A 25302-nucleotide genomic window follows, 5' to 3' on the forward strand; every position below is an offset into this window, starting at 1 on the left:
CGTCATTTAAGATACCCAAGGTAAGAGAATGCAAATATCTGAAGGTTTCATCGACCTGCTTTGCCGCCGCGCGGCCGAGAGTCCGGACAGGATATTCGGCCGACACGAGGGTGTTGCGATCTCGTTTGCCGATCTCGAGCGTGCTTCGGCTCGACTGGCGGCCTCGATTCGCGAAAAAGGGGTCAAGCGTGGCGACCGCATTGCGGTCGTTATGCGCAACAGCCCGTTCGCGATGGCCGTCATCTATGCCATCACCCGGGCCGGGAACGTTTGGGTTCCTGTCAATGCCGCGCTAAAGGGAGAAGGGCTGGAGTATATTCTCAGTCACAGCGAACCGTCCCTGATCGTTGCCGATGAGGAATTCTCCGGGCCAATCGGAGGGTGCAGTGCGGCACGCGACGTGCCCCTCATGACAATCGGCGAGCAGAGCCTTCCGGTTGGCGAAGCCACGTTCGACGAGCCGCTGCCTCTGCCCGACGAAGCCGCCGCCATCATGTACACATCTGGGACCACAGGTCCGGCGAAAGGCGTAATCGTTACCCATCGCATGCTTCGCTTGGCCGCAGAGGCTGTCGCCTTGTGTTCGGCTCCGGTGTCCGGTGACGATTATTACGTATGGGAGCCCTTTTACCATATTGGTGGAGCACAAACCCTGCTCTTGCCATTGGTCCGCGATGTTACCCTCACCGTAGGTAGCCGCTTCAGCGCAAGCCGTTTCTGGCAGGAGGTTGCCGCTGCCGGCTCCACGCATATCCATCACCTGGGTGGCGTCATCCAGATCCTGCTTAAGCAGCCGCCATCGCCGCTGGACACAAGCCATAATGTGCGGATCGCGTGGGGAGGGGGCTGCGCCACGGAAGTCTGGCGGGCCTTCGAGGAGCGGTTCGGCATTCATATCCGGGAATGCTATGGCATGACCGAGGCATCAAGCCTGACCACCTTCAATGATAGCGGTCTTGTTGGATCCGTTGGAAAGCCCATGCCCTGGTTCAACGTGCGTCTGTTGGATGACGATGGACGGGAAACTCTGGACGGACGCGGAGAGATCGTCATTAATACGTCCGTTCCCGGCGCTATCTTTCCCGGCTATTTCCGCAACCCCGAGGCAACCGCAAAAGCACTTCGTCCGGAGGGTTTTCACACCGGCGATATCGGTTCCTGGGATGCCGATGGCAATCTGTTCTTCCATGGTCGAAAGTCCGACAGCGTGCGGTGCCGGGGTGAGAATGTTTCGGCCTGGGAGGTGGAGCACGTCGCGTCTCAGCATCCTGACGTCGAAGACAGCGCAATGATCGGCGTGGCCACCGATGTGGGCGAACAGGACATAAAACTGTTCGTGCAACTGAAACCGGGCGCAAGGGCAGATGCTGACGCTCTTGGTGCATGGCTGGGGCAACGGCTGGCAGGGTTTCAGGTGCCTCGCTACATCGCTTTCGTCAAGTCGTTCGACCGGACGCCCAGCCAGCGGATCATGAAACACCGGTTACCGCACTCCACCAATGATTGCTGGGACAGGATGGCGGAAAAGGAGCGCGCGTGATGACCAGCCCATTCAAGACCGATGTTCTGATTTCGGGAACCGGCGCTTTTGCAGGTCGCATCGCGCTCGATATTGCTGCGACGGCGCCGGACCCGGTCAATGTCGTGATCGCCGGTCGCAATCGTGACCGGTTGGATTGGCTGAGGACGGCCGGCAATGCGCGTGCTTCGATGTTTTCCCGCCCAGCCACTTTTTCGACCATGGAGGTGGACCTGCTCCAGGAGGGTGCCGCGGAGCGCATGATCCTAGAAACCCGGCCGAAGATTGCCGTTCAGGCAGCATCCGTGCAGACCTCCTCGGTCATTTCCGATACCGGAAATGCCTGGACGGCGCTGGTAGCCGAGGGCGGCTTGAGCGCAACGGCGATCTTCCAGGCGCTTCTGACAAGCCGGGTCGGCAAGGCGATCAGGGAGCACTCTCCCAAGAGCGCCTTGATCAATTGCTGCTTTCCAGATGTGGTAAACGCCATGATTCAGGCGCTCGGCCACAACGTGCTTTGCGGCACAGGCAATGTGGCAATTCTCTCCAACGTGTTTGCCGGCGCCCGTGGGGCTGATGCCTCGGAGCGCCTGCGCGTGCTTGCGCATTACCAAAACCTTGCTGCATGGCGTCTGCCGCGCAAGCAGAGGAAAGGAGTGCGGCCTCCACGTGTTTTTCTGGATGACCGGGAGGTTCCGGACGTTTTCGAGACGTTTTCCGAAGTGAAGCTGACGGCCGAACCGGCAATCGAGGTCTCCGGCGCTTCCGGCGTGACTTTGATCTGCGCCTACGCGGCGGGTCGGCCCTGGACAGGGCATGTGCCGGGACCAGGTGGCCTGCCTGGTGGATATCCGGTGCGGCTAGAAGCAGGAAAGCTGCATCTGGATCTCCCCGAGGGTCTCGCTCGGGAAGAGGCCATTTCGTGGAACCATGCCTTCGAGGCGGAGAACGGTCTGGTGCTGGACGGACAGCGTGCGCATTTCACGGGCCGGCTGAAAGAGGCGTTCGAACGGGTTGGCTTCGCCCATGCTGGAGGCTTCGAGATCGGCCGGTTGGAGGAGGTCTATCGGAACCTCGCGCTTCTGCGCGATGCCTTGAGCAGGCAGCCGGCCTGAACTGGAGGGGTGCCATGGGCGGTGCACGGAAGGTGGTTGTCATCGGTGCCGGCATCATCGGCGCGTTTGCGGCATGGGAACTTGTCGAGGATGGTCATGACGTCGTCATTCTGGATGCCGAACAGCCGGGCGGGCGGCAGGGCGCCAGCTATGGTAATGGTGGGTGGATCATGGAAAGCTCGCTGCTGCCGGTTTCCGTCCCGGGGCTGTGGCGACAAGTGCCGGGTTATCTCATGGACCCCCTTGGTCCGTTCGCCATTCGCTGGTCTCATCTTCCCGGGTTGACGCCATGGCTCGCCCGGTTCCTTCTGGCGGGGTCAGGTGTCGGAAAGATCGAACGGACGGCCGGTTTCCGCCATGCACTGACGCAGGGTGCATTCCAGCGCTACGAGGCGGTCGCGGAGGCAAACGGCCTCGCTTCCCTTTTCAGGCGTGACGGGCATCTTTTCCTTTACCCCGACAGAGCAACCTACGAGGCCGATGGCCTCGCCTGGGGGCTGCGCCAGCGCTACGGCATCGAGTGGCAGGAGCTGGAAGGCGAGGCGCTGCACGCCTTCGAGCCGGGCCTGGGAGCGCATCACCGGTTCGGTGTCTACATTCGTGCGGGTGCAAATCTTTCCGATCCCGGGGCCTTTGTTGCCGGTCTGGTCGAAGGTGCGGCCCGGCGAGGCGCGGTTCAGCAAAGAGCCCGGGCGACGGGGTTCCGTTTCGAGGAGAACCGGCTGCGCGCCGTGAAGACCGATCACGGCGACATCGATTGCGGCAGGGCTGTCTTGACGGCAGGCATAAACGCACGTGATCTTGCACTGCAATGCGGAGACCAGGTGCCGCTCGAAGCAGAGCGCGGCTACCATGTGGTGGTGCCGGATATCGAAGGTGGCCCGCGCCATCCCGTCATGATGATGGACGGGAAGATGGTTTTCACGTGGACGCAGGCAGGCCTCAGGATCGCAGGGCAGGTGGAGCTGGCCAGCCTTGGTGCCGCGCCTGACTGGCGGCGCGCCGACATCCTCCTGAAACATCTCGAACGGGCATTTCCCGCCATGGCGGATCGACTGGAGAAAGGTGTCATCGATCGATGGATGGGCAATCGTCCCTCGACGCCTGACGGCATTCCCTGCATCGGTCCATCGCGCCTGTCTCCCGATATCATCTATGGTTTCGGACATGGCCATAGCGGCATCACCATGGCGCCGATGACGGGCAGGCTCATTGCCGATCTTTGCGGTGGCAGGCATCCTGCCATCGACCCGAAGCCCTATGAAGCGGAGCGCTTCCGGTGATCGGCGCGCACCCGCTCTTTATCGGCGAGGAAGAGGTTCGCCGGCTTGGTCTGACCCCGGGTGAGGCACGCGAAGCCCTCTTACATGCATATCGGTTGCAGCATGAGGGGCGTGTCCGGGTTAAGCCAAAAACGTCTCTCGACATCGCGCCGGGGCACAAGTTCCAGGCCATGTGCGCGGCCTGCGAGGAGCTTGGTCTGGCGGTCGTGAAGTGGCTCGGCGTCGCGCCCCGCAGTGCGGGGGACCCATCTCCCGGCATCCACGCACTGGCCGTGCTGAACGACTTCAATTCGGGCGCACCGCTTGCCGTCATGGATGCAAATGCAATCACGGGGCTCCGCACGGCGGCCATGTCCGCATTGGCAGCACGTTTTCTCGCCCGGGAAAAAAGCAGGGCGATCGGCTTCGTCGGCTGCGGGCTTCAGGCTCGCATGCATCTGGAAGCAATGCACGATCTTTTTCCAGGTCTGGCGGCGGTGCTTTGCAACAGCAGATCGGAGCAATCTGCCCGCCGCCTGACCGCCCTTGCGGGTAAGCTCGGGTTGCAAGGCAAGGTCTGTTCCGACCCCGCGCAACTTCTGCGGGAGAGCGATGTCGTCGTCACCACGGTTCCTATGAACGCGGATTTCGAGCCCTTTCTGGATGCGTCCGATCTGGCGCCTGGCGCCTTCGTAGCGGCGGTGGATGTCGGTCGTTCCTGGCATTCGGATAGTTTTAAGGTTTTCGATTGCATGGCGACCGACAGTCGGCTTCATCACGGTATCGAGATGAAGCCGGGGATGAGAATAGACTGCGACTTGTCGGAATTGGCCGGGGATGTTCATCCGGGCCGGGTATCCGAAGCCCAAAGGGCACTCTTCGTTTTTCAAGGACACGCAACTGCAGATCTGGCCATTGCGTGGCTGGTGTGGTCCCGGCTTCAGGCCGCAACCGGTAGGTACATATAGCCCCGGTTCGCGGTGTCAGTCGTTCTCAGACAAGCATTCGACAGCGAAAATCGTAGGCGTGAAAGCAGGAGGAACAACCGACTTTCAATAAAATTCCGACCTTTGCGATTGGCCTGTTGGCAAATGTGCGTCAGCTTCGTCCTAGAGGCATGAGCTGTGAACGCCGGGTCGCCGTGAAGACCCGGCACACATCGAAGACCGAGGAGACGAGACATGACTGAGATCGTAAACTGCCTGTGGTTCGATCATGGCGAGGCGAGCAAGGCTGCCGCCTTCTATGCCGCCACCTTTCCCGACAGGGGTCCGTTGCATTAACGTCAGAAAGCTTTCTTTGTTATCGCTATCACCGACCGATTATGCAGCCACCGGGAACAGATTGGCGATGAAGGCGACCGGCCGGAAGCCGCTCAATCTGTCTGCGGGACAGCCAGCAGCATAACGGTGTTCAGGCTTCGTTTTACCTTACCGTTGTTTAGCGGGAAACCAACGCTACGCCCTCTTGTTGAGCCCCTCTTCGGTCCCGGCAAGATCGATACTTTTGGCATCGTTGCAATTTCATACCCACCGCTTGATCTCCGAGACGATTGATTTACAATATACCGAACTAGTTCAATATATTGAACTTCAGGGATTGTGAAGGAGGCAAGCTAGGTGAGTGGTCGCGGCGCTGAGCGCATCTTGCTTTTGTTGGAATGGATGGCCCGTCAGGAAGGCGCGGTCTCGTTCTCCGACGCCGTCGCTGCACTGGACCTTCCCAAGAGCAGCGCGCTCGGCCTTTTGCGCATGCTGGTCGATCTTGGCTATGCCCGCCGTGAGGATGACGGCCGCTATCGTCTCTGCCGCCTTCCCGGCGAGCCGGATGACGCGCATCAGGCATGGGGCACGCTTGCGCGCCTCACCGATGCGGTTCTGCATACGGCAGTGCGCGAGGCGGGCGAATCCGGCTTTCTCGCCGTGCTCGATGAAAACGACCGCGTTCGTTACATCTCCAAGCTCATGCCCGAGCGCGAGATCAGATATGACCGCGACATCACCGTGTCGCGCAGGGCGCATCAGGTCACGAGCGGCATCGTGCTTCTGACCGGCCTTTCCGCCGAGCGGCTTGCAGCTTATGCGACACGCGCGGCTGAAGAAGCCGGCGATCCGGATTTGCGCGAAGCCATTCTCTCAAAGGTGGAAGAAGCGCGTTCGGCCGGCCATGCCGTCAATCTGCGTGGCGTGGTCGAAGGTGCCGCGGGCGTTGCAGCTCCCGTTCTCGATGCAGACGGATGTGTGCGCGCCGCACTCAACATTGCCGGCCCCGCCGACCGCATGGCCGCAAATATCGATCAGGTCATTGCCGTGACCTGCGAAGGCGCAGCGCAGGCCACCGCCGCGCTGACAGCCTTTCGCCACAGGCTACCGGCCAGGTAGCCACCCGATCCGCACGCAATGCGGTTCCAACATCACTCAACCAGACGATCATCAGGAGGAAACGACGTGAAACATATGCTGAAATCCATGGGTATGGCTGCCGCCGTGCTCGCTGCTGCGCAGGCCGCTCCGGCCAGCGCCCAGGAATTCCCAGAGCGCGGAATCGAGTTCGTCGCCGGTTATGGTCCGGGCGGCGGTCACGACACCATGCTGCGCTCCATGGCCAAGATCATGCAGGAAGAGGGCATCATCGAGACGCCGATCAACGTGGTCAACAAGCCGGGCGGCAGCTCCGCCGTGGCCATGGGCTACCTGAACTCACGCGCCGGTGACGGCCACTACCTGATGTCGGTGACGTCCTCGCACATCACCACGCCGCTCACCTCGAACATCGGCCTCGACTTTTCCGATTTCACGCCGATTGCGCGTCTGGGCATCGACCCCGAACTGCTCGTCGTCAACGCGGCTGGCCCCTACAAGTCGATCGACGATCTGCTCACGGCCGACAAGGTTCTGAACGTTGGCGGCACCGCCACGGGCAGCATCGAGCACATCGTCGCCATCCAGTTCCAGAAGCAGACCGGCAAGAAAGTCAACTTCGTGCCGTTCCAGGGCGATGGCGATGTGGTTGCCGCGCTTCTGAGCAACCAGCTCGACTTCATCGTCACCAATCCGGGCACGGCCCGCGACTTCATCGAGGCGGGCAAGTTCAACGCGCTGGCCATCAGCACGGAAGAACGCATCGACGCACTTCCCGATGTTCCGACCTTCAAGGAGCAGGACATCGACATCACACTCAGCCTCTATCGTGGCGTTACCGCTCCGGCTGACATCAGCGATGAAGCGAAAGCCTATCTCATCGAGAAGATGACCGAGCTGAACGAGAGTGTCGCGTGGAAGTCCGGCTATCTCGACCCGAACTCCGTCGTTGAGGGCTTCATCACCGGTGATGAATTCGAGGCCTATCTCGAAGAGACCCAGGGCGTCTATCGCGAGACGCTCACCGAGCTCGGCATCATCAAATAAGTTGACTGGAGAGGACTCATGAAACTGTCGGAAATCGTCCTGCTCGCGGGTCTCGCCGTCTTTTCGGGAGTCCTCCTCATAAGCAGTCTGGATATGCCTTACGGCTCGGAGCAGAGCTTCGGGCCGGGGTATATCCCGCTCAACATCGCGGTTGTCGTTCTAGGTCTGATCGGCATTCTCGCCGTCAAGGCTTTCATGGCCGGGCGCAAGCCCGGTGCGGACGGCAGCGCCGTCATTGAGGATATGTCTTCTGCGCTTCCGGTCGCCGCCGTTATCGTTCTTCTGGCGGGCGCGATCTACGCCATGAGCTGGGGCAGCATTCTTGCGCCGCTTGGCGTGCTGATGATCATCCTGTCGTGGCGCTTCAACGGGCATGGCTTCGTAAAGTCCTGTCTGGTCAGCGCCGCCATTCTGGCCGTCATCTACACGATCTTCAGCCTCTGGCTGAAAATCCCGCTTCAATAGTCTTCCTGAAAGTCGCTCTCCAATGGACGCACTCACTCAACTCGCGGGCGGTTTTTCGGAAGTCCTGACCGTCTACAACATCCTGCTGATTTTCCTTGCCGGCATGATCGGCACGGTGGTCGGCGCGCTGCCGGGGCTTGGGCCATCGGCAGGCATCGCGCTCATGCTACCGCTGACTTTCGGCATGCCGCACGCTTCGGGCCTGTGCCTGCTTACCGGCGTCTACATGGGCACCATGTATGGCGGCCGCATCACGTCGATCCTCATCAACACGCCGGGAGACGCACCCGCCATCATCACCGCCATGGAAGGCTACCCGATGATGCTGCGCGGGCAGGGCGGTCTGGCGCTCGGCCTGTCGGCGTTCTCGTCCTTCATCGGCGGTTTCTTCGGCCTTGCCGTTCTGATCTTCTTCGCGCCAGTGGTCTCTTCCTACGCGATCTATCTCGGCGCGCCGGAATATTTCCTGCTCATGCTGCTGGGGCTCAGTACGATTGTGCTTCTGGCTGGCGACAACATGGTGAAAGCCCTGCTGATGGCCTGTGTCGGCGTTCTGGTCTCCACCTTCGGCAGTGACTACATTTCCGGCCATATCCGCTTCGCCTTCACGCCGGAGCTGATCGAGGGCATCGACTTCGTCGCCATCATCATCGGCCTCTATGGCCTTGGCGAAGTCTTCTACAATCTCGAGAAGCGCGTGCGCATCGACCTCGGCAAGCCCAGCTTCAACATCCGCGAATACATCCCGCCGGTATCCGCCATCAAGGAGAGCAGCGGTGCAACCGTGCGCGGTTCGATCCTCGGCACCGTCATCGGCATTCTGCCGGGCGCCGGCGCAACTGTCGCGACCTTCCTCGAATATGCTCTGGAGCGGCGCATTTCGCGCAAGCCGGAAGAATTCGGCAAGGGCGCGATTGCAGGTCTTGCCGGACCGGAAGCATCCAACAACGCTTCGGTTCCCGGCTCGCTGATCCCGCTCATCACGCTCGGCATTCCCGGCTCCGGCGGCACGGCCATCATGCTTGGCGCGCTCATCATGTTCGGCATGCAGCCCGGCCCGCTTCTCATGATCAAGTCGGGAGACGTGGTCTGGGCGATGATCGCAGGTCTTGTGCTGGCGAACATCTTCCTGCTCTTCTCGAACGTGCTGTTGATTCCCGTCTTCGTGAACCTTCTGCGTTCGGTGCAGGGGCATCTGGCGAGCGTCGTCATCGCCCTTTGTGTGGTGGGTGCGTTCTCGCTTGCCTACAGCACGTTCAACATTTGGGTCGCGCTGGTGTTCGGCGTGCTCGGATATCTGATGAAAAAAGCGGATTATCCCACCGGCCCGTTCATTCTGGCGGTTGTCCTTGCCCCGCTCGCGGAAAACTATTTCCGCCAGTCGATCATGCTGGGGCAGGGTGACTGGGCGATCTTCATCGACCGGCCCATCTCGCTTGGAATCATCATTGCCATGGTCGTCCTTGGTGGGCTGGGCATGGCAACGAAACGCTTCATGAAGCGCCGCGAACCTGCGGCGCGCGCCTGAGACTACAAGAAGGAAGACTATGGCCGACCGTGCCTGGAAACCCGTCGATTTCACACCCGATGCAAAAGGTCCGCTGAGCGGGATCGTTGTGCTTGACCTGTCGCGTCTCGTGGCGGGCAACATGACCTCGCTTCAGATGGCCGATTTCGGGGCCGAGGTCATCAAGGTGGAACCGCTACCTGCAGGCGATCCCCTGCGGGCGTGGAAGCAGGGCGGCCATGCCACCTTCTGGAAGGTCTATGGCCGCAACAAGAAGAGCATCGCGCTTGATTTTCGCAAGGAAGGCGCGCTGGATCTCCTGCGCCGGCTCATCGCCCGCGCCGACGTGATGGTCGAGAGCTTCCGGCCGGGCACGCTGGAAAAGATGGGGCTCGCACCGGATGTGCTGAAGCGCGAGTTTCCGGGACTGGTTCTTCTCAGGGTTTCCGGTTTTGGCCAGAGCGGTCCCTACAGCCCGCGTCCCGGTTTCGGAACGCTGGTCGAGGGCATGTCCGGCTTTGCACATCGCAATGGCGAGGAAGGGGGCGATCCGCTGCTGCCGCCGCTGGCGCTCGCCGACATGATTTCCGGCCTCTACGGGGCCAATGCCGTGATGATGGCGCTGCGCGCACGTGACCGCGACGGGCACGGTCAGGTGATCGACCTGTCGCTGCTCGATGCAATGGTTTCCGTTCTTGGGCCGGAGCCGTTCGACTACCAGATCACCGGCAAGCCCAAACAGCGTGTCGGCAATGGCTCCAACACGTCGAGCCCGCGCAATGTCTACAAGACCAGCGACGGGCACTTCATCGCCATTTCCGCGTCCATCCAGAAGACCGCCGAGCGCCTGTTCCGCAGCATCGGGCGCGAAGACATGATCACCGACCCGCGCTATGCCACCAACGAGCAGCGCGTTTCGCGCCGGCATGAGGTCGACGCCATTGTCGGCGGGTGGATCGGCGCGCGCAGCCGCGCCGAGGTTCTGGAGATTTTCGAGAAAGACGGCATCACCGCCGCGCCGCTCTACGACGTGGCGGACATCTGCGCCGACCGTCATTTCATCGAACGCGGCATTTATGTCGCTGCACCGGATGAAGAGCATGGCCGAGCGCCCATGCATGCGCCCACGCCGCGCCTTTCCGAGACGCCTGGCACGCTGCGCGGGCCGGCACCAGCGCTGGGCGCACATTCGCGTGAAATCCTGCGCGCGGCCGCGTTCTCCGATGCCGAAGTCGATGGCTTCGTCGCGGCCGGCGTCATCAACGACGGAGCAGATGCATGAGGCAGGCAGGAAACCAGCCGCGCTGGCGCTCGCTTCTCTACGTGCCGGGCAACAATGAGCGCTTCATCGGCAAGGCCCAGACCCGTGGGGCCGATGCGGTTGTGCTCGATCTGGAAGATAGCGTCCCCGATCACGAAAAGGCAGCCGCCCGCGCGATGACAGCGGCTGCGCTGCCGACCCTCGCCGAGGGGCCATCGGATCTGCTGGTGCGCATCAATGGCGGCATGCGACTTGCCGTGCCGGATCTTGAAGCTGTGGCTCAGCCCGGTCTGCGCGGCATTTTCGTGCCCAAATGCGAAGCTGCGGAAAAACTGCGCCTCATCTCCGAAATGCTGTTCGATCTTGAGGCCGAGCGTGGCCTGCCGGTCGGAGAAATCGCTCTGGTGGCGATGATCGAGACCCCACGCGGTCTTGAAAACGTGCATGACATTGCGCGGGCCGATCCGCGCATTTGCGGCATGATCCTCGGCAGCGAGGACTTCGCCACAGCCACCGGCATGCAGCCGACTCCCGAGGCGCTGATCGCGCCGCGCCAGCAGATCGTTTTTGCCGCGTATGCCGCCGGCATTGCGCCTCTGGGGCTTCTGGACAGTGTCGCCAATTATGGTGATGCAGAGCATCTTTCCGCAGTCGCTCGCCGGGCGCGGGCCTTCGGCTTTCGCGGCGCGACCTGCGTTCATCCGGCAGCCGTTGCGCCTCTCAACGCGGCATTCGTGCCGTCGGATGAGGAAACCGATTGGGCAAAGCGCGTCGTCGCGGCGATGGAAGAGGCCCACGCACAGGGCAGGGGAGCCGCCACGCTTGACGGGCGCATGATCGACAAGCCGATGCTGGATCGCGCATGGAATATCATTTCTTCTCAAGGCTAAAAGTTCGACTTAGCAACCAATAGTTCAGCGTCGAGCCCACGCATTCGAGGTCGACCATCGTACGATACACGTCGAATTGGCGGCGCTACTTTTCGGTCCGCGATTGGCAAGCCAGATGCTCTTTGGAGTGTGACTTCCCGCCATATCGGTGTCCTGTAAAATTGCACCGAAGGCGGCCCCTCCCCGCTTTACATATTACTAGTTGATTTTATTGGATATTTCGGGTTCTGCCGTGAACGGATTTTCATGCGAAGAGCCCTACCGGAATGATACTTTCCACTGCAAAAATAAACGCTTGCTGGATCGCAAATAAGGTACCTGTTCGGCAAAAAGTCACGATGCCGGAATGAGGGTTCATTCGGTGATGAGAACGGTGCTTTGCGATGGCCAGCCGATGACGACCTCGTCGCCCTCGCAAAGCCGCTCCTGACCGGCGTTCTGGACGTGCACCTTGATCGCTTGGCTGGTGGTCTGCACGAAATAGGTGCTCGTATCGCCGGCGAAGATCCGCCGAGAAACCCGCCCGGCAAGGCGGTTCATAGCCTCCGGCATTGCTGCCGCGCCGGCGCGTGCGATCATCATGCGCTCCGGGCGAACCGCGCAGATTGCCGGGCCGTTGGCGCGCGCGGCCCCGTTTGCAGCGAGCACCAGCGTCCCGTCGGCGAGCCGGACGCCGCCGTCTGTGGCAATGCCTTGCAATATGTTGGCATCGCCCAGAAAGGTTGCCGCGAACTTGCTCGCGGGACGATCGTAGATCTCCTCGGGTGGGCCTTCCTGCACCAGTTTCCCATTGCGCAGGATGCCGATCCTGTCACTCATCGTCAGCGCCTCTTCCTGGTCGTGCGTGACGAAGATGGTGGTCACGCCGATCTCGCGCTGGATGCGCTTCAGTTCCATCTGCATGTCGACGCGAAGCGCCTTGTCGAGTGCCGACAGGGGTTCGTCGAGGAGCAGGACGCGTGGACGGGTCACGATGGCGCGCGCAAGCGCGACACGCTGGCGCTGACCGCCCGAAAGCTGGTGCGGGCGGCGCCCGCCGAGCTCGCTGAGCTGGACAAGATCGAGCACCCGCGCGACCTCTGTGCGAATGGTTTCGCGCGTTTCGCCGCGCACCGACAAGCCGAAGCCGACATTGTCGGCGACGCTCATATTGGGAAAGAGCGCGTAGCTTTGGAACACCATGCCGATCCGGCGCTTTTCGACGGGCACACGTTCCACGCTTTCGCCGCCGATGAGGATACGCCCCTGATCGGGAAAGTCGAAGCCGGCGATCTGGCGCAGAAGCGTCGTCTTGCCGCTGCCCGAGGGGCCGAGCAGGGCATAGAAGCCGCCATCGGAAAAGGCAATTGAGACGTCGTCAAGCGCCTTATGGGCTCCAAAGCTGCGGGAGATCGATTCGACGCGGACTTCCGCCATTATTTCTCTCCTGCGAAACTGAAGAAGCGTGCTGCAAAGAGCATCAGACTCATCGACACGGTAATGATGATCGTCGACACGGCGTTGATTTCGGGTGTGAAGCCCTTGCGGATCGCAGCGTAGATCTCGACGGGAAGCGTCGCCTCGCCCGGCGTCGACAGGAAATAGGATACGACGAACTGATCGAACGAAACGGCGAAAGCGAAAAGCGCGCCGGCGATTACGCCCGGCATGATCCAGGGTAGTGTCACACGATACGTCACCTGCCACTGGCTGGCACCAAGCGAGCGGGCGGCTTCCTCGAGTTCGGGGGCGAAGGTTTTCAGCCGCGCTGAAACGACAATGATGACATAGGGCAGGGCGAGCGCGACATGGCCGAGCAGGATAGCGTGCAGGCCACGGCCGATACCGACACCAAAGAAGAAGATCAGCATCGCCGTGCCGGTTATCAGCCAGGGAATTGCAATCGGCGGAAAGAGCAGTGCCTCGAAGATCTTCTTGCCCTTGAAATCGTAGCGAAAGAGCGCAATCGACGCGGCCGTGCCAATCGTGGTGGCAATCACGGTTGTGGTCAGCGCGATCTGAACGCTGTTCCAAGTCGCCTGGATAAGCTGTGCGTTGGCGGCGAGATCTGCGTACCATTTCGTCGTCCACTCGAATGGAAGCTGGTAGAACGGCGAGGCATTGAAGGACATCGCTGCCATTATAAGAATCGGCACGTAGAGGAAAGCGAGCAGTAGGCCGACATAGCTCCGCCCGAGTGTTTCGAGAAAGCGCGTCGTTTTCATCATGCGGCCCTCCTTGAGATCGGCGCCGACACGGCGAGTATGGCGAGCACCACTGCCAGAAGGATGAAGGAAAGAGCAGCGCCAAGCGGCCAGTTGAAGACGGCGACGAACTGATCTTCGATGACGGTGCCGTAGAAGGTGCCGGTGCGCCCACCCAGGATGCGCGGCTCCATGAAGGCACCCACAACGGGTACGAAAATGAGCACGGCGCCGGCGGTCAGGCCCGGGAGTGCCAGCGGCAGAACAAGCCGGCGCAGCACCTGCATGCGCGAAGCGCCGAGCGAGCGCGCTGCCTCCAGCAGCGAATCGTCGATCGCCTGCAAGGTCAGATAGCAGGTCAGAACCATATAGGGCACGTAGGAGTGGACAAGGCCGATAACGACAGCGGGATAGGAGAACATCAGATCGAACTCGACCGGAAACGGCGCCACCGCCTGGACGGCGCGGTCGACGAAACCGCCGGACCTCAGCACCATCGCCCATGAGAAGATGCGCACAAGCCCGTTTGACCAGAAGGGCAATATGACGAGGAGGAAGATAGCCTCGCGGGCGCGGCCCTTCAGGACCTTGGCCAGAACATAGGCGGCGGGAAAGCCGATCACCGCGCACCAGAGCGTGACTTCGAGCCCCAACCGCAGTGAAGCCCCGAGCAAAGCAATATAGAGGTCGCGCGAAAAAAAGGCGGCGTAGTTTTCGAGCGTGAACGCCCAGTTGCGGCCTGCGAGCGGCATGTCGGTCATGAAGGAGAAGAAGGCCATGGCTGACAGCGGCAGAAAAATCGCTACCGTCAACCACAGATAGGCTGGTGCAAGCAGCGGAAGGGCTTGCACGATGCCGCTCTTTCGTCCCGGTGATGCCCGATCGGCCATGCTTCCCCTCCCTCGCAATGCGCCCGTGCCAACGTCCGCTACTGGGCGCCGACCTTGATCTCCTGCCACATTGCCAGATAAGCCTCGCGCTGCTCGTCGGTAACGGGTTCCTGGAACTGAATGCGCTCGGCGAGGGCGGGATCGCCCATTACCGCACGATTGAAGGCATCGTCGGGAAGGGCGGCAAGCGCTTTCTCATTGGCCGAGACGGGAGCGCCCACCTTCGTCACCCATTCGACATAGAACCCGGGATCAAGCATGTAGTTGATGAAGGCTTGTGCGCCCTCGACATTGTCGGATCCGGTCGGAATGGCAAAGCTGTCGAGCCAGGCGACAGCGCCCTCCTCCGGCACGACGAGCCGCACGGGGAGATCGAACTGTGTGGCAGCTCGGTCGGCCGAACCCGACCAATAAGTACCGACGTCGATCTGGTCGGCGGCGAGCATTTGGTTCCAGTCGTTCTCCGAGCTCCAGAAGGTGCGGATCTGCGGCATCAGCGAGACGAGCTTCTCACGCACGGCATCCATGTCCTGGACGTCGTTGATATCCTGACCGGTTGCGATGGCACCGAACTGAATCGCCTCGACGGCATCGTCGCGGATGACGACGCGTCCTTTATATGCTTCCTCCCACATCACCTCGATAGAGGTGGGCGGTGTTTCGAAGGAATTGGTGTTGATGGCGAGCGCCGTCAGGCCCCAGACCCATGGCACACCATAGACATCGCCGCCCCGGTTGAGCATCGGTGAATTCGCCATATCCTCGCCGATATCAGCCGCATTGGGAATATTACCAACGTCGATTGACTGGACGAGCTCCTCGTCGAGCGCCTGTTCCATGAATGCCGCGTTAATCATGACGACGTCGTAAAGTCCGGGATTGGTGCGCAGCTTCGTCAGCATCTCCTGCTCGGAGTTGAAGAAGTCGTTCACGACGGTGTGTCCGGTCGCCTCCTCGAAGGCTGCGACAGCCCAAGGCTCGTCTGCGCCGTAGCCCTTCCAGTTCAGTACGTGAAGCTCGGCGGCCGAAACCGTCGAAGTCAGTGCGACCAGCACGCTGGTCGTGAAAACGGGTGCGATGTATCTCTTCATGGTCGTTCCTCTCTGTCGTTAAAGTCGGGCCGTTTTCCTCCCACCCGTCTGGTCGGCTTTGGCCTCCTCTTGTCGCGTTTCAAGGAAGGCGCGGATCTCCTGATCGCTCGGACCGCCCGCGCCGCCCGCCCGGGTTACCGAAAGGGCTGCGGCCGCGTTTGCGTAGCGCGCGGCGTCCATCGGCTTTTCGCCGCGGGCCAGCGCCGCAACGAAGGCACCGATATGTGTATCCCCGGCACCGTTGGTATCGACGGCGGTCACGTTGAAGCCGGGCACCGGGATGTTCTCGCCGCTTTTAAGACAAAGCCACGCGCCGGTCGGTCCGGAGCGCAAGACGAGACCTGCTGCCTGAGGGCAGAGCGCGAGGACAGGTCGGGCGAGCGTTTCGCCGGGAGTGTTGATGCCGGCGATGACCGCTGCCTCGGCTAGATTGCAGCTCAGCCATGTGGTGCGCGCCAGGACGCGTTCAAGCAGCGTGCGTGGGATCGTCTCCACTGCGGGCGTTGGATCGAAGACGAGGGGCACTGCGGCTGGAAGCGCCTCGATCCAGCGCGCCAGGGCGTCGCGGCTGTTGCTGTAGCTCAGAGTGTAGCCCGAAACGAAAACCCAGTCGTCGGCTTCAAGCGTTATGGATGCGAGCTCGTCATCCGTGTGCCCACTCTCGGCACCGGGTGAGGACACGAAGGTGCGTTCGGCGTCGTCGGTAACGAGGACCACGCAATCGCCGGTGTCGGTTTCGGGAAATGGATCGGCGAGAATATCGATACCTTCGGAAAGAAGGGCGCTGCGGAGCATATCGCCGTTAGGGCCGGTGCCATGTCGTCCGGCGAAAGCCACCTTCATATCGGCGCGCCGAGCGGCAGCCATCATGTTGAATCCGCCGCCGACCGTACGCCAGTGACGATGTGCGATCTTCTCTGCGCCAGGCGCGGGCAGACGGTCGATCAGATAAATGTGGTCGACTACGGCACTGCCGGCATGAACGAGGCGTCCCATCAGGCAACCTCCCGTCCGTCCGCTACGACAAGGCGAGCGCGGATCAGCTCGCCGGCGAGCGCGTGGGCTTCGGCAATGTCGAAGCCATGCAAGGCCTCGAGCCTGTCTTCTGGCAGCGCGGCACTGCCAGTGCAGGCGCCGGCCATCCCGGCAGCGATCGCGCCGATTGTGTCGGTGTCGCCGCCGAGATTGGCGGCGAGCACGGCGGCCTGCCAGGGATCACCGCCCGCGACCTCGACGACGGCAAAGGCGGCCGGCACCGATTCGTTGGTCGCCACGCCGGTACCGATCTCGTTGGCGATCACATGGGCGGCTTCAGCCGTGTTCTTGCCTTTGACCAAACGCAACGCTTCGGCGATGCGCTCGCGCAATTCCGGCCCGTCGTCGGCGTGCCCGTGTGCGGCCCCGAGGGTGGCGGCGTCGAGTGCGCGTGCCCTTGCAGCGGGCCAGTCGCCGCCGGCTATGCCCTGACTGATTGCTGCGGCGACAGCCGAAGCGCCGGCAATCGCGCTGGGCGTGTTGTGCGTTGCGAGGCAGGTCTCGGCGACTTTGTCGACGAGCGCTTCGAGCGGCGTCTGCGGCATCAATATTCCCACCGGTGCAATCCGCATGGCCGCCCCGTTTGTCGTGCCGAAACGGCCGGCCTCGGCTGGTGTTGCACCGGCATTGATGACGTCGAGCGCACGTTTGGTCGAGGGGCCGAGCAGGTCGTAACTGCCGCGCGCCTTGACGTCACGCTCCCATTCGACGAGTGCTCTCACCCAGCCTGCATGGTCGAAATGTTCCGGTGAGGCGAGTAGTAAGCGCGCCAGAAGCAGCGTCTGCTCGGTGTCGTCAGTAACTGTGCCTGCGGCAAGGCCCCGTGAGACGGGATGATCCTCGTTCGGTGTGACGAAACTGTCCACGAAGCCGTAGCGTGCAGTGATTTCGGCTGGCGTAAGCAACTGCGTCGGCATGCCGAGCGCATCGCCGATTGCCCCCGCAGCGAGCGCGGTCCATGCACGGTCGAGCATCTCCTCTCGCGCGGACATTCGTCAAAACTCCAGATGCAACGCGAAATGCGCCGGGTTGAGCAGACTGGTGACGAACTCGATCGGCCGACCGTCGCTCATGCGCGTCAGCCGGCGTGTGCGCAGGAATGGCGCGCCCGCCGCGCAGCCTAGGATTGCCGCGTCTTCTGTGGAAAGCATCTCGATATCGGCCCATTCCTCCCCATGATGCGACACCAGTCCGGCCGCGCGCAGTGTGCGATGCAGGGAGCCGTGGCGCAGCCCCTTGAGCGGAACCTCCTCGAGCTCGGGCGAGAGCGGCAGCCGGCTGCGTTCGATTGAGATCGGTTGGCCGTTGTCTGCATCGCTGCGCACGCGGTCGAGTGCGATGAAGGACATTTCTTCGATGCCGAGCTGCGTGGCGAGAGCCCCGTCTTCGATCACTTCGAGGCGCAAGGTCCGCGTTTGCGCGTTGGCACCGGCATTGGCGAGCGCCTTCGACCAGCCGACCGCGTCGTCGATCGTCTTGCCGTCGAAGGTGACGAAGGAACCTATGCCGACGCGCGTTGTGATGAGCCCACGGTTGGAGAGCTCTTCCAAACCTTTGCGCACTGTATTGCGGCTGACAGAGAAGCGCTGGACGAGTTCGTTTTCGCTCTGAAGGCGCGCGCCAAAGCCGAGCGCGCCGGAGAGGATTTCGTGCTCCAGTTCACTGGCGATCTGTTCCGGCTTCGCGGTTCCGGCTGCCCGGTGTAGGCGGCGGGCCATATCCAGTCCTGTTCATTAAACTTGTTTAATCTTGTTCAATATCAGTGTGAGTGTGCATAGTCAAACGTCTTTGGCTTCTATTGTCGACCGTCAGCGCCCGTGGTACAGATTTGAGGTTGTGATTAAGGAGGATTCTGGTCTCGTCGGAGTGACGAAGGAGCGCAGATGAGACCCAGATTGTGGATTTTCAACGTATGTGGAGCGCCGATAATGCATCTGTTCTAATAGCCAAACTCCCATTGGCATGCTGAATGTGGCGCCAACGAGCTACCGGCTCGGCGCTCGATGACGGAACCGTCAGTTTCAGCACTTATCGTGGTAGCACCTCATTGCTATCGACCGTCAGCGCCCGAACTGGGATGGCGTTGGTGCTGGAACGGTTGAATAGAGCCACAACCCCCTGCAGTCAGTCCGGCACAATCTTATAACACCAGCGGTTCCAGACGATTCTCGAGCACGCGGATCAGGCTTAATGCTGTGAGTTCAGAGGATTTGGGATTGGTGGCCAAGGGCTCATTCTCTATCGACATCTCAAGTCGCCCGAAGAGTCCGGAGGCTACGATACGGTGGCCGTTGCGTGAAACGCCGGGATCGGCAATCAGTGTGACCTGCGTATGCTCCAGTCCGATACCTGCCAAGGCCGAGATGGCAGCTACATTGGCGTTCTGAGGAAATGCCCGTGCAGCCTTTTGTGCGGACCCGCTGAAGATGACGGTTGGTTTCCGCACCGCGTCAAAATCAATCACGGCTTCCGCAGGGGTGTCAAACCAGGCGGCGGGTGGCTTGATGATGACATGCTCAACACGTTCGAGCTGTAACACTGAAGCGGCAGAAAGGACATCTATGCCCCCAATCGCTCCCGGCGGCACAATCATCTGGCAACCGCGCTTCTCGGCCAGCGTTTTGAGGCGTTGTAGCAGGGCTTCATCACAGAATGCGCTGGTTGAGGAAACCACAAAGTCACAGCCGCAAGTCAATGCCGCCGTGCACCATGGCTCCACGCTGTCGCGCCCTGCTGCCTCCAGCACCAGATCACACTCGATGTTCTCCAAATCTGACGGGCTTGCAATCAGTGGAGCCCCGCTGGGCAGTCCATCTCTCGGGGCGGAGGTGTCGCGCACGGCAACTGCTACGATCGAGATATCGCGCCGGTCGCGTTGTTGCAGCAGGGTTGCCACCCGGCGCGCTATTGCGCCCCAGCCAATTAGGACAATACGCAGAGGCGATCGGGGCTTGGCATCAAATTCCGACATAAGAGTGAACCAGTTCGGCATCGCGCTCGATGTCGGCGGTGTTCCCCGACCACACGGTGCGCCCTTTCTCCAGAACGAAATGGCGATCTGCAAGTTTCTTCATAACGTGAATGTTCTTGTCGATGAGAAGCAGTGACTGGCCATCCGCTTTCAGCCGCTTGATGCATGACCAGATTTCCGCGCGGATCACCGGGGCAAGCCCTTCCGTCGCTTCATCAAGGATGAGCAGTGTTGGATTGGTCATCAGTGCCCGCCCGATCACTAGCATTTGTTGTTCACCCCCTGAAAGCGTTGCGGCGGACTGGTTCGCCCGCTCGCGCAGGCGTGGAAATATCTCGTAGATGCGCTCCAGGGTCCATGGGCGGCTGCGGCCCAATCGGTTGGCGGCTGTCGCCACAAGGTTTTCGCGCACGGACAGTGTGGGAAACACCTGTCTTCCTTCGGGCACCAGGCCAACGCCCATACGCGCCACCATCTCTGGTGTCGCATGGGTGATTGGCCGCTCATTCATGCGAATCTCGCCGCCCAGCGTCGGTAGCAATCCCATGATCGTGCGGATTGTCGTCGTCTTGCCCATGCCGTTGCGCCCGAGAAGCGTTATGGCTTCACCATCCGCGATCTCGAAAGAGACATTGAACAGAACCTGGCTGGCACCGTAGGCAGCCTGGAGGGAATGAACGCTCAGCATGGTTCATCTCCATCTCCAAGATAGGCCTTGCGGACGTCCGCATTCTCACGGATTTCATCAACCGTTCCTGAGGCGATGATCCGGCCATAAACCAGCACGGAGATGCGGTCGGCCAGTTGGAAAACAGCATCCATGTCGTGCTCCACAAGCAGCATGGGCACACGCTCCTTCAAGTTACGGAGAGTCTCGATCATCTGCTGGCTCTCGGCATGACCAAGCCCTGCCATCGGCTCATCGAGGAGCAGCAGGCGCGGTTGAGTGGCCAGAGCCATGACGAGTTCCAGTTGCTTGCGTTCTCCATGGGAGAGGTTGCTGACGATTTCATCGGAGCGTTCGGCCAGGCCAGCTTCAGCAAGCCGCGTGTCGGCCTCATCCCGAAGCCGCTGGTCTGTACGCACATCGCCGAGAAAACGGAAACTGTGGCCCTGTCGAACCTGTATGGCCAACGCCACATTTGCCCGAACCGAGTATTCCGGAAGAAGGCAGGTGATCTGGAATGTGCGTGCCAATCCCCGCGCAGAACGTGCAGAAGCGGGCAGCGCATCGATGGTATGACCGCAAAGCTGAATGGTTCCCTGGTCGGGGCGCAACTCACCGGCCAGTTGGGATATCAATGTGGTCTTTCCGGCCCCGTTGGGGCCGATAAGCGCGTGAATCTGGCCCGGCATCACATCGAGATTCACCGCGTCTGTGGCAAGTAGCCCGCCAAACCGTTTGACCAGTCCACGCACCGTAAGGATTGGAGCGGTCATTTTTGCTCCCCCGTAAGCCGCTGAAACAGAGCCTGTATTCCGCCCTGGGTATACAGAACGACGACCAGCAGAACGATACCGACGCCGAGCTGCCAGTACTCGGTCCAGGACGCCAGAAATGACTCAAGCATGATGAACACCGCCGCGCCGGCCAGGGGTCCGAACAGGGTTCCCACACCCCCGAGTATGACCATCACCATCAGCTCGCCGGACTTGGTCCAGTGCAGCATGTCAGGGCTGGCAAAGCGCAGGAAGTTGGCCATCAGCGCGCCCGCGAGCCCTGCTCCCATGCCCGAGATCACAAAGGCCGCGAGCTTGTAGCGATAAGCCGACAGTCCGATGGACGCCATGCGTTTCTCGCTTTGACGCAATCCTTGCAGAACATTGGCGAAACGTGAATTCACGAAGCGCCAGAGCAGAAAGAAGAATACGAGAGCGGCGGTGAGGCAGACGTAATAGACTGTGTGTTTATCCCGCATATTGAGACCGGGAACCTCATTGGTGCGGCGGATGATCAACCCATCGTCGCCACCATAGGATTTCAGCGAGACGAAGAGGAAAAAGATCATTTGTGCGAAGGCAAGCGTGATCATGATGAATTGCACACCGCTGGTTCGCAGCGACAGGCTGCCTACAACAAATGCGACGAGACCGCCTACCAGGATTGCGACAGGCAGGGTTATCAGAAGCTGGTTCGTGCCCGGTATGATGCCGAAAAGCGGATCACCCGATGCATAGTGGGCGTACAGAATACCCACCACATAGCCGCCGATACCGAAAAAGGCAGCGTGTCCGAACGATACCATGCCGCCGTAGCCAAGCACGATGTTCAGGCTCGCCGCAGCGATACCGTATATGAGGATTCGGGTAGCCATGGATGTCAGCGCGGGTTGCCCGACCGCATCCGCGACCGAAGGCAGAGTCAGGAGAACGGCCATCACAATGATTGCAGCAAATGGCCTGCCGGGGTTCAGTTTGAACATGGGTGCCTCAGCTATTGGCAAGAAAGAGGCCTTTCGGCCTCACGAGAAGTACGAGCGCCATGAGCAGATAGATTCCCATTGAAGAGATGCCGGCTCCCAGTGCATCGGCCTCGGATCCGACCATAAATTGCCGAAGAAAACCGGGGAGATAGGCGCGCAAAAGCGTATCCACCACGCCGATGATGAGGCTTGCGTAGAAAGCTCCCTTGATGGAGCCGACCCCACCGATGACCACGACGACGAACGTTGTGATGAGAATCTGCTCGCCCATGCCCACCTGAACCGCAAGAATGGGCCCGGCCATCAAGCCCGCCAGCCCCGCGAGGAGAGCTCCCAGACCGAAGACCACCGTGTAGAGCAACCTGATGTCCACCCCGAGTGCCCGCACCATGTCGCGATTGGTGGAACCGGCACGAACAAGCATGCCAATTCGAGTGCGGTTGATGAGGACATAAAGGCCACCTGCCACGGCAAGTCCGACAAGAATGATGGCCAGCCGATAGATCGGATAGGAAAGTCCGGGCAGAAGTTCCACCGACCCCATCAGAAAACCGGGCATAGGCGCAAAAAGCGGCTGACGCCCAAACAGGATGGTGATCACCTGATTCAGGATCAGGATTACTGCGAACGTCGCCAACACCTGATCGAGATGGTCGCGTCGGTATAGCCGGCGGATCACCGCGAGTTCCATGGCGATGCCGACGAGTGCAGCGATGGTCAGCGCTGCCGGTATTCCCAGCAAGAACGAGCCAGTCGCGTTGATGATCAGCGTTCCGGCATAGGCGCCGACCATATAGATTGAGCCGTGGGCCAGATTGATGATGCCCATAATGCCGAAGATCAGCGTAAGTCCGGCAGCCATGAGAAACAGCATGACGCCGAACTGAAGCCCGTTGAGCGTCTGTTCCAGAAACAAGGTCATTGTGTCGATCGTGACGTTGGTAAGAAGAATGTAGACCCCGCACGCCGATCCGGTCGCGCGGGGATGTGGTGCGTCACAACGAGCATTCCGACGCATAGGCGTCGGCGTGGTCATCGAGAATCTTGTTTGCGGTTTTCAGAACGGGCTTTCCGTCCTCGTCCGCAACGACCTTGAGTGCAAACCAATCCTGAACCGGGTGCTGGTTGGGACCGAATGAGAATTCACCGCGGACCGACTGGAAATCGGCCGCGCGCAACGCTTCCCGAAAAGCGGCCAGATCGCCCAGATTTCCCCCAGTCGTTCTCAGAGCCGACGCGATAGCCAAAGCCGTATCGTAGCCTTGGCTTGCATAATAGGTGATCGGGCGGTCGTAGGCAGCAGTCCAGGCCTCGACAAACGTCCTGTTGGCCTCGTTGTCGAAGTCTGTATTCCAGTGGCTGGAAACATTGATCCCTACGGCGGCATCACCAACAGCGTTGAGAATGACACCGTCCATAGAAGGCTCGGCGACCACCATGGGAACGGTTTCGAGAAGCCCTGCCTGCTGGTACTGGCGCAGGAAGGTTATACCGAGACCGCCGGGGTGGAACTGGAACACCACATCCGGGTCAGCATCACGGATCTGGGCCATTTCTGCCGCAAAGTCCGTCTGATCGAGGCGGGTGTAAACCTCGCCCACAATCTCGCCCCGGAAGAAGCGTTTAAAGCCTGAGATCGCATCTTTGCCGGCCTGATAGTTCGGCGCGAGCACGAAAGCGTTCTTGTAACCGAGATCGGTGGCGTTTTGACCGGCGCTTTCATGCAGGCTGTCATTTTGCCACGAGATCACGAAGTAGTTTTCGTGACATTCCTTGCCCGCGAAATTGGAAGGAGCTGCGTTCGGACTGATATAGATCGCATCGTTGTCGACGATATCGGGAACCGTCGCACCGGCAACGTTGGAAAAGACAATTCCGGTGAAAAGCTTGACGCCTTCATTGTTGAGAAACCGGTCTGCAATCTGGCGACCATTGCCGGGCTTGAGCGCGTCATCCTCCACCATGACCGTGACCGGTACGCCGCCAAGCTTTCCGCCCTCAGCATCTATCGCGAGCTGGAAGCCGTCCCGAATATCCTGGCCGAGATAACCCGCCGGGCCCGAGAGCGTGGTTATCATGCCGATCTTGACTGCGTTTTCTGCCCAGGCCGCTCCACCGCAGGCGAGTGCTATCGCCGATGCGGCTGCCAATTTCGTGAAGTTCATTGAATTCTCCCCTGGTTGAGGTCCCCGCCGGCCAGAAGGTTGTTCTTCTCTGCGCACCTCTCTCACGGCGTACCTGTCAGGCTTGGGCCAAACAGTGCGCGCGTAAAGGGAAAACTCCTCATCCAGATATGAGTGCAATGAATAACAGAGCGCCCCGCGTTTCCTCTCACTCAGTCGAAGGTCGCCTGACTGAGAGTAAGTTCGCCAGCGACTTCCCGCAGCATTTCGATCAAGCCCTTTGCCGCAGGGGTCAGCCGCGCATTGGCCCGCGTCGTGATCCCAAGCGAGCGCTGGGTGGCGCCGAGCGAGACCGGCAATATGGTCAGAACGCCGGAGGCCGCTTCTCGTCTGGCCGCCTGGACAGGCAAGACACCAAGATAGTCCGCCCCCACAAGAAGGCCCCTGTTCGTGAGCAGCGAGACAGACTCCACAGCGTGCATCGGCGGCTCCAGCCCCCGCTGGCGAAATGCCATATCGACTTGCCGGCGAAGGCTGGTTTCCTGCGGCGGAAGAATCCAGTCCCATCCGACAAGATCGGGCAATGTGAGCGCTTTTCTTCGAGCCAAGGGGTGCCCACTTCTGACGACGATGCAGGCGAGATCGTCCATCAGCGTTTCTTGCTCAACGTCCTGCCGTTCGCGGTGCTCTGAAAGCCGCCCGACGACAAGATCAATCTCTCCACTGCGGAGTGCGGGGATCAGGACGTCATTGGTTCCCTCGACGATACGCACCACAATACGCGGACGCTGACGGCGGAGCCGCGCAATGGCACCGGGAAGCAGTTCCGCCGAGGCCGACAGAAGCGTGCCAATCGCAATCCGTCCCCCCGTGCCATCGCGGAGATCGGCCAGATGCTCCTCCGCGTGATCGAGCTGCGTGACGATAAATCGTGCATGCTCCGCCAGGGTCTCACCGAATATGGTCGGCGCGACTCCCCGGTTGGTTCGGTCGAAAAGCACTGCCTGGGTAAGAGCCTCGACCTCCTGCAAGGCCTTGGTTACTGCGGATTGTGTCATATTGAGGCGGCGCGCTGCGCGAACCAGATTGCCCTCCTCCAAAATGGCAATGACCATGCGCAGATGGCGTATCGTCAATCGGCTGGCAAGGAGCTTCATTGC

Annotated in this window: 25 protein-coding genes; 11 read left to right on the forward strand and 14 right to left on the reverse strand. The window is 60.8% G+C overall.

Features of this window, described 5'->3' with window-relative positions; all coding sequences use genetic code 11:
• Nucleotides 1-28 precede the first annotated feature (28 nt).
• From AC07E3_RS07815 to AC07E3_RS07865, 11 genes are all read left to right on the forward strand, one after another.
• Nucleotides 29-1540: an AMP-binding protein gene (locus AC07E3_RS07815; RefSeq protein ID WP_336071068.1), complete on the forward strand. Its 1512-nt coding sequence runs from the start codon at nt 29-31 to the stop codon at nt 1538-1540.
• Nucleotides 1540-2634: a hypothetical protein gene (locus tag AC07E3_RS07820; protein ID WP_478361032.1), complete on the forward strand. Its 1095-nt coding sequence runs from the start codon at nt 1540-1542 to the stop codon at nt 2632-2634. The genes AC07E3_RS07815 and AC07E3_RS07820 overlap by 1 nt, the downstream gene beginning before the upstream one ends.
• A gap of 14 nt (nt 2635-2648) precedes the next feature.
• The gene (locus AC07E3_RS07825; RefSeq protein WP_478361034.1) at nt 2649-3917 is read left to right on the forward strand and encodes an NAD(P)/FAD-dependent oxidoreductase; all 1269 of its coding nucleotides are present in this window, start codon (nt 2649-2651) and stop codon (nt 3915-3917) included.
• Entirely contained in the window at nt 3914-4864 is a 951-nt protein-coding gene (locus tag AC07E3_RS07830; protein WP_478361036.1) for an ornithine cyclodeaminase family protein, read from the forward strand. The genes AC07E3_RS07825 and AC07E3_RS07830 overlap by 4 nt, the downstream gene beginning before the upstream one ends.
• Nucleotides 4865-5077: 213 nt before the next feature.
• Complete coding sequence (locus AC07E3_RS07835; protein WP_418793148.1) at nt 5078-5179, forward strand: VOC family protein; 102 nt, start codon at nt 5078-5080, stop codon at nt 5177-5179.
• A gap of 336 nt (nt 5180-5515) precedes the next feature.
• Entirely contained in the window at nt 5516-6277 is a 762-nt protein-coding gene (locus tag AC07E3_RS07840) for an IclR family transcriptional regulator (RefSeq protein WP_478361038.1), read from the forward strand.
• A 75-nt stretch (nt 6278-6352) separates the two neighbouring features.
• Entirely contained in the window at nt 6353-7303 is a 951-nt protein-coding gene (locus tag AC07E3_RS07845) for a tripartite tricarboxylate transporter substrate binding protein (protein WP_478361116.1), read from the forward strand.
• Between the two features lie 18 nt (nt 7304-7321).
• Entirely contained in the window at nt 7322-7768 is a 447-nt protein-coding gene (locus AC07E3_RS07850; RefSeq protein ID WP_336071077.1) for a tripartite tricarboxylate transporter TctB family protein, read from the forward strand.
• Nucleotides 7769-7790: 22 nt separating this feature from the next.
• Entirely contained in the window at nt 7791-9296 is a 1506-nt protein-coding gene (locus AC07E3_RS07855) for a tripartite tricarboxylate transporter permease (RefSeq protein ID WP_336071079.1), read from the forward strand.
• Nucleotides 9297-9315: 19 nt separating this feature from the next.
• Entirely contained in the window at nt 9316-10557 is a 1242-nt protein-coding gene (locus AC07E3_RS07860) for a CaiB/BaiF CoA transferase family protein (RefSeq protein WP_478361040.1), read from the forward strand.
• Entirely contained in the window at nt 10554-11426 is an 873-nt protein-coding gene (locus AC07E3_RS07865; RefSeq protein WP_478361042.1) for an HpcH/HpaI aldolase/citrate lyase family protein, read from the forward strand. The genes AC07E3_RS07860 and AC07E3_RS07865 overlap by 4 nt, the downstream gene beginning before the upstream one ends.
• Nucleotides 11427-11780: 354 nt before the next feature.
• Here the strand turns inward: AC07E3_RS07865 and AC07E3_RS07870 are convergent, their stop codons facing one another.
• The 14 genes from AC07E3_RS07870 to AC07E3_RS07935 form a co-directional block, all read right to left on the reverse strand.
• Complete coding sequence (locus AC07E3_RS07870; protein ID WP_478361044.1) at nt 11781-12842, reverse strand: ABC transporter ATP-binding protein; 1062 nt, start codon at nt 12840-12842, stop codon at nt 11781-11783.
• A complete protein-coding gene (locus tag AC07E3_RS07875; RefSeq protein WP_336071157.1) occupies nt 12842-13630 on the reverse strand; it encodes an ABC transporter permease in 789 nt (262 codons plus the stop codon). The genes AC07E3_RS07870 and AC07E3_RS07875 overlap by 1 nt, the downstream gene beginning before the upstream one ends.
• Nucleotides 13630-14499: an ABC transporter permease gene (locus AC07E3_RS07880; protein WP_336071085.1), complete on the reverse strand. Its 870-nt coding sequence runs from the start codon at nt 14497-14499 to the stop codon at nt 13630-13632. The genes AC07E3_RS07875 and AC07E3_RS07880 overlap by 1 nt, the downstream gene beginning before the upstream one ends.
• Nucleotides 14500-14537: 38 nt before the next feature.
• Nucleotides 14538-15590 (reverse strand): ABC transporter substrate-binding protein, encoded by a 1053-nt coding sequence (locus AC07E3_RS07885; protein ID WP_478361046.1) that lies wholly within the window; start codon nt 15588-15590, stop codon nt 14538-14540.
• An 18-nt stretch (nt 15591-15608) separates the two neighbouring features.
• Nucleotides 15609-16586, reverse strand: a complete 978-nt coding sequence (locus tag AC07E3_RS07890; RefSeq protein ID WP_478361048.1) for a PfkB family carbohydrate kinase — start codon at nt 16584-16586, stop codon at nt 15609-15611.
• The gene (locus AC07E3_RS07895) at nt 16586-17617 is read right to left on the reverse strand and encodes an ADP-ribosylglycohydrolase family protein (protein WP_336071088.1); all 1032 of its coding nucleotides are present in this window, start codon (nt 17615-17617) and stop codon (nt 16586-16588) included. The genes AC07E3_RS07890 and AC07E3_RS07895 overlap by 1 nt, the downstream gene beginning before the upstream one ends.
• A gap of 3 nt (nt 17618-17620) precedes the next feature.
• On the reverse strand, nt 17621-18343 hold the full coding sequence (locus tag AC07E3_RS07900; RefSeq protein WP_478361050.1) for a GntR family transcriptional regulator: 723 nt from the start codon (nt 18341-18343) through the stop codon (nt 17621-17623).
• A gap of 422 nt (nt 18344-18765) precedes the next feature.
• The gene (locus AC07E3_RS07905) at nt 18766-19596 is read right to left on the reverse strand and encodes an aspartate dehydrogenase (RefSeq protein ID WP_336071090.1); all 831 of its coding nucleotides are present in this window, start codon (nt 19594-19596) and stop codon (nt 18766-18768) included.
• Nucleotides 19583-20284 (reverse strand): ABC transporter ATP-binding protein, encoded by a 702-nt coding sequence (locus tag AC07E3_RS07910; protein ID WP_336071091.1) that lies wholly within the window; start codon nt 20282-20284, stop codon nt 19583-19585. The genes AC07E3_RS07905 and AC07E3_RS07910 overlap by 14 nt, the downstream gene beginning before the upstream one ends.
• Complete coding sequence (locus AC07E3_RS07915; RefSeq protein WP_336071092.1) at nt 20278-21036, reverse strand: ABC transporter ATP-binding protein; 759 nt, start codon at nt 21034-21036, stop codon at nt 20278-20280. Before AC07E3_RS07915 ends, AC07E3_RS07910 begins: the two co-directional genes overlap by 7 nt.
• The gene (locus tag AC07E3_RS07920; RefSeq protein WP_336071093.1) at nt 21033-22019 is read right to left on the reverse strand and encodes a branched-chain amino acid ABC transporter permease; all 987 of its coding nucleotides are present in this window, start codon (nt 22017-22019) and stop codon (nt 21033-21035) included. Before AC07E3_RS07920 ends, AC07E3_RS07915 begins: the two co-directional genes overlap by 4 nt.
• Before the next feature lie 7 nt (nt 22020-22026).
• On the reverse strand, nt 22027-22941 hold the full coding sequence (locus AC07E3_RS07925) for a branched-chain amino acid ABC transporter permease (protein WP_336071094.1): 915 nt from the start codon (nt 22939-22941) through the stop codon (nt 22027-22029).
• 73 nt (nt 22942-23014) lie between these two features.
• Nucleotides 23015-24184 (reverse strand): ABC transporter substrate-binding protein, encoded by a 1170-nt coding sequence (locus AC07E3_RS07930; protein ID WP_336071158.1) that lies wholly within the window; start codon nt 24182-24184, stop codon nt 23015-23017.
• Between the two features lie 170 nt (nt 24185-24354).
• The gene (locus tag AC07E3_RS07935; protein WP_336071095.1) at nt 24355-25299 is read right to left on the reverse strand and encodes a LysR family transcriptional regulator; all 945 of its coding nucleotides are present in this window, start codon (nt 25297-25299) and stop codon (nt 24355-24357) included.
• Between the last annotated feature and the right edge of the window lie 3 nt (nt 25300-25302).

It is taken from the genome of Nitratireductor lacus, from assembly GCF_056431025.1.

Coding starts and splice junctions, on each gene's coding strand:
- AC07E3_RS07815 (WP_336071068.1), top strand. CDS start 29: ATGCAAATATCTGAAGGTTTCATCGACCTGCTTTGCCGCCGCGCGGCC.
- AC07E3_RS07820 (WP_478361032.1), top strand. CDS start 1,540: ATGACCAGCCCATTCAAGACCGATGTTCTGATTTCGGGAACCGGCGCT.
- AC07E3_RS07825 (WP_478361034.1), top strand. CDS start 2,649: ATGGGCGGTGCACGGAAGGTGGTTGTCATCGGTGCCGGCATCATCGGC.
- AC07E3_RS07835 (WP_418793148.1), top strand. CDS start 5,078: ATGACTGAGATCGTAAACTGCCTGTGGTTCGATCATGGCGAGGCGAGC.
- AC07E3_RS07845 (WP_478361116.1), top strand. CDS start 6,353: ATGCTGAAATCCATGGGTATGGCTGCCGCCGTGCTCGCTGCTGCGCAG.
- AC07E3_RS07850 (WP_336071077.1), top strand. CDS start 7,322: ATGAAACTGTCGGAAATCGTCCTGCTCGCGGGTCTCGCCGTCTTTTCG.
- AC07E3_RS07855 (WP_336071079.1), top strand. CDS start 7,791: ATGGACGCACTCACTCAACTCGCGGGCGGTTTTTCGGAAGTCCTGACC.
- AC07E3_RS07860 (WP_478361040.1), top strand. CDS start 9,316: ATGGCCGACCGTGCCTGGAAACCCGTCGATTTCACACCCGATGCAAAA.
- AC07E3_RS07865 (WP_478361042.1), top strand. CDS start 10,554: ATGAGGCAGGCAGGAAACCAGCCGCGCTGGCGCTCGCTTCTCTACGTG.
- AC07E3_RS07870 (WP_478361044.1), bottom strand. CDS start 12,842: ATGGCGGAAGTCCGCGTCGAATCGATCTCCCGCAGCTTTGGAGCCCAT.
- AC07E3_RS07875 (WP_336071157.1), bottom strand. CDS start 13,630: ATGAAAACGACGCGCTTTCTCGAAACACTCGGGCGGAGCTATGTCGGC.
- AC07E3_RS07880 (WP_336071085.1), bottom strand. CDS start 14,499: ATGGCCGATCGGGCATCACCGGGACGAAAGAGCGGCATCGTGCAAGCC.
- AC07E3_RS07885 (WP_478361046.1), bottom strand. CDS start 15,590: ATGAAGAGATACATCGCACCCGTTTTCACGACCAGCGTGCTGGTCGCA.
- AC07E3_RS07890 (WP_478361048.1), bottom strand. CDS start 16,586: ATGGGACGCCTCGTTCATGCCGGCAGTGCCGTAGTCGACCACATTTAT.
- AC07E3_RS07895 (WP_336071088.1), bottom strand. CDS start 17,617: ATGTCCGCGCGAGAGGAGATGCTCGACCGTGCATGGACCGCGCTCGCT.
- AC07E3_RS07900 (WP_478361050.1), bottom strand. CDS start 18,343: ATGGCCCGCCGCCTACACCGGGCAGCCGGAACCGCGAAGCCGGAACAG.
- AC07E3_RS07905 (WP_336071090.1), bottom strand. CDS start 19,596: ATGTCGGAATTTGATGCCAAGCCCCGATCGCCTCTGCGTATTGTCCTA.
- AC07E3_RS07910 (WP_336071091.1), bottom strand. CDS start 20,284: ATGCTGAGCGTTCATTCCCTCCAGGCTGCCTACGGTGCCAGCCAGGTT.
- AC07E3_RS07915 (WP_336071092.1), bottom strand. CDS start 21,036: ATGACCGCTCCAATCCTTACGGTGCGTGGACTGGTCAAACGGTTTGGC.
- AC07E3_RS07920 (WP_336071093.1), bottom strand. CDS start 22,019: ATGTTCAAACTGAACCCCGGCAGGCCATTTGCTGCAATCATTGTGATG.
- AC07E3_RS07925 (WP_336071094.1), bottom strand. CDS start 22,941: ATGACCTTGTTTCTGGAACAGACGCTCAACGGGCTTCAGTTCGGCGTC.
- AC07E3_RS07930 (WP_336071158.1), bottom strand. CDS start 24,184: ATGAACTTCACGAAATTGGCAGCCGCATCGGCGATAGCACTCGCCTGC.
- AC07E3_RS07935 (WP_336071095.1), bottom strand. CDS start 25,299: ATGAAGCTCCTTGCCAGCCGATTGACGATACGCCATCTGCGCATGGTC.